We start from the raw sequence: 2,786 nt of genomic DNA, 5'->3' as shown, positions 1-2,786 counted from the left end.
AACAGAGTTTACATGATGAGAATAAAATAAGCTATATCTATTGAAAACGGATAAATTCTTTTTCTTCCTTCATATAGTAAATTCTTTTTCTTAACTTTGTAGCATTATGTACACAAGGAAATCGTACAAGAAAAATCTATTATATATAAAACAAGGAAACACATTAATTATGGCTAAAACTAATACAGCAGAAATAGGATTTGAGAAAGAAATTTGGAAAGCGGCTGATTTATTAAGAGGTAACATGGATGCTTCAGAATACAAATCCGTAGTCTTAGGACTTATCTTCCTCAAATATATCTCTGATAGATTTGAAACAAAATATCAAGCGCTCATTGCTGAGGGAGACGGCTTTGAAGAAGATAAAGATGAATACACTTCAGAAAATATATTCTTTGTGCCCCAAGAGGCACGCTGGTCTATGATTGCAAAAACAGCTCATGCACCTGAGATTGGCACTGTAATTGATAATGCGATGCGCTTAATTGAAAAAGAGAATACTCGCCTAAAAGGTATTCTTCCTAAGAACTTCGCACGGCCAGAGTTAGATAAACGTCGATTAGGAGATGTTGTTGATTTATTCACCAACATTCAAATGAGAGAACATGGAGACACAAAAGATATACTTGGGCGCGCTTATGAATACTGTCTTTCTAAATTTGCCGAAGCAGAAGGAAAACTTGCTGGTGAGTTTTACACCCCAGCTTGCATTGTTCGCACTTTGGTAGAAGTTCTTCAACCTTATAGTGGACGTGTTTATGACCCAGCCTGTGGTTCTGGTGGTATGTTTGTTCAATCAGCAAAGTTTATTGAACGTCATCAAGGTAACATCAACAGCATTTCTGTATTCGGTCAAGACAGTAATCCTACCACATGGAAAATGGCTCAGATGAATTTAGCCATCCGTGGTATAGAAGCAGATCTTGGCAAATTTAATGCCGATACTTTCTTTGATGACCAACACCCAACTTTAAAGGCTGATTATATTTTAGCAAATCCACCATTCAACTTAAGCGATTGGGGAGTAGATAAACTACAAGGCGACGTACGTTGGAAATTCGGCATTCCACCAGCTGGTAACGCTAACTTTGCTTGGCTACAACACATGATACATCATCTTTCTCCCAAAGGACGTATAGGTATGGTACTTGCTAATGGTTCTCTGTCTTCACAGAGTGGAGGTGAAGGAAAAATTCGTGAAAATATTATAAAAGCCGATCTGGTAGAGGGTATTGTCGCATTACCTTCACAACTTTTTTACACGACGGGAATTCCTGTTTCTTTATGGTTCTTAAATAGAACTAAGAAACAAACAGGAAAAATTCTGTTTGTAGATGCCCGTAACATGGGAACAATGGTTACCCGCAAACTTCGCGAACTATCTGATTCAGAGGAAGGAGAAAAAGGAGATATTCAAAAAATAGCCAATACATTTCATGCCTTTAACGAGGGAACATTAGAAAATGAGAAGGGGTTTTGTGCCATTGCTACGCTTGAAGATGTAGCAAAACAGGATTATATCCTTACTCCGGGACGATATGTCGGAATTGCAGAAGTAGAAGATGATGGTGAACCTTTTCAAGAAAAAATGGAGCGACTCACTTCTGAATTATCTGATTTGTTTGCCCAATCTCATGACTTGGAAGAAGAAATTCGAAAACAATTAGGCAGTATAGGATTTACAATTAAATAAATTGTACTATATTTCTTCAATTATTTAATCTAATAATCGAAGAATATGAAAGAGAAATTAATTCAAGAGATCAGCAATGCAATGACAGATGTTTTAAGTATAGAACAATTGGTTCAATTAAATGGTGTTCTGCTTCAAATAGTAAGCAAATATACCATTATGAAAGATGGCGAAAGAGTGCATGAAGACACTGCAACCAACGACCGTCTACTTGAAATATTTTTGTCTGCTAAACAAGTTGAAGGATGCACAACTCCTACAATTAAATATTATAGTTCTACGATTAAACAACTCTTAAAAAAGATGCCTAAAAAGGTAGTAGATTACTCAACAGAAGATATCCGCGCCTATTTAGCAGTATTTCAGCGTAAGAATAAGTCAAGTAAAGTAACAATTGACAATATTCGACGTATCTTCTCCTCGTTTTTTGCTTGGCTTGAAGAAGAAGATTATATTATCAAAAGTCCGATTCGTAGAATTCATAAAGTAAAAACCGGTACACAAGTCAAGGAAATATTGACCGATGAGAATATTGAACACCTTCGTGACAATTGCATTAAAATCCGTGATCTCGCCATGATTGATCTTTTAGCATCTACCGGTATGCGTGTTGGTGAATTAGTAAAGTTAGACCGTGAAGATATCAACTTCAATGAACGCGAATGCATTGTTTTTGGCAAAGGAAATAAAGAGCGAATAGTGTATTTTAATGCACGAGCCAAAATACATTTACAACAGTACCTTAGTACCAGAAAAGACCGAAATAAGGCACTATTTGTTTCCTTAGCCAAACCACATAACCGTCTACAGATATCAGGAGTTGAAACTCGATTACGCAAAATTGGACGCCAAGCCAAGATTGTCCGTGTACATCCACACAAATTTCGACGTACATTAGCTACAATGGCAATTGACAAAGGAATGCCGGTAGAACAAGTACAAAAATTACTCGGACACGTAAAAATAGATACAACTATGCATTATGCAATGGTTAGCCAAAATAATGTAAAACTATCACATCGCAAATATATCAATTAATGAATGTAAATCATATTACATATTATAGTAGGTGTCATTTACCACATAGGAACAA

Annotated in this window: 2 protein-coding genes; both read left to right on the top strand. The window is 36.1% G+C overall.

Going from position 1 to position 2,786, the window contains the following annotated elements; translation table 11 throughout:
• Positions 1 to 169 precede the first annotated feature (169 nt).
• Positions 170 to 1,693, top strand: a complete 1,524-nt coding sequence (locus BACCELL_RS16680) for a class I SAM-dependent DNA methyltransferase (protein WP_044153945.1) — start codon at positions 170 to 172, stop codon at positions 1,691 to 1,693.
• A 45-nt stretch (positions 1,694 to 1,738) separates the two neighbouring features.
• Entirely contained in the window at positions 1,739 to 2,731 is a 993-nt protein-coding gene (xerA, locus tag BACCELL_RS16675) for a site-specific tyrosine recombinase/integron integrase (protein ID WP_007213111.1), read from the top strand.
• Positions 2,732 to 2,786: the final 55 nt, after the last annotated feature.

Source organism: Bacteroides cellulosilyticus DSM 14838 (assembly GCF_000158035.1).
In the GTDB taxonomy this organism is placed as follows: domain Bacteria; phylum Bacteroidota; class Bacteroidia; order Bacteroidales; family Bacteroidaceae; genus Bacteroides; species Bacteroides cellulosilyticus.
This window is presented reverse-complemented; position numbering and strand designations above follow the sequence as displayed.

Coding starts and splice junctions, on each gene's coding strand:
- BACCELL_RS16680 (WP_044153945.1), top strand. CDS start 170: ATGGCTAAAACTAATACAGCAGAAATAGGATTTGAGAAAGAAATTTGG.
- xerA (WP_007213111.1), top strand. CDS start 1,739: ATGAAAGAGAAATTAATTCAAGAGATCAGCAATGCAATGACAGATGTT.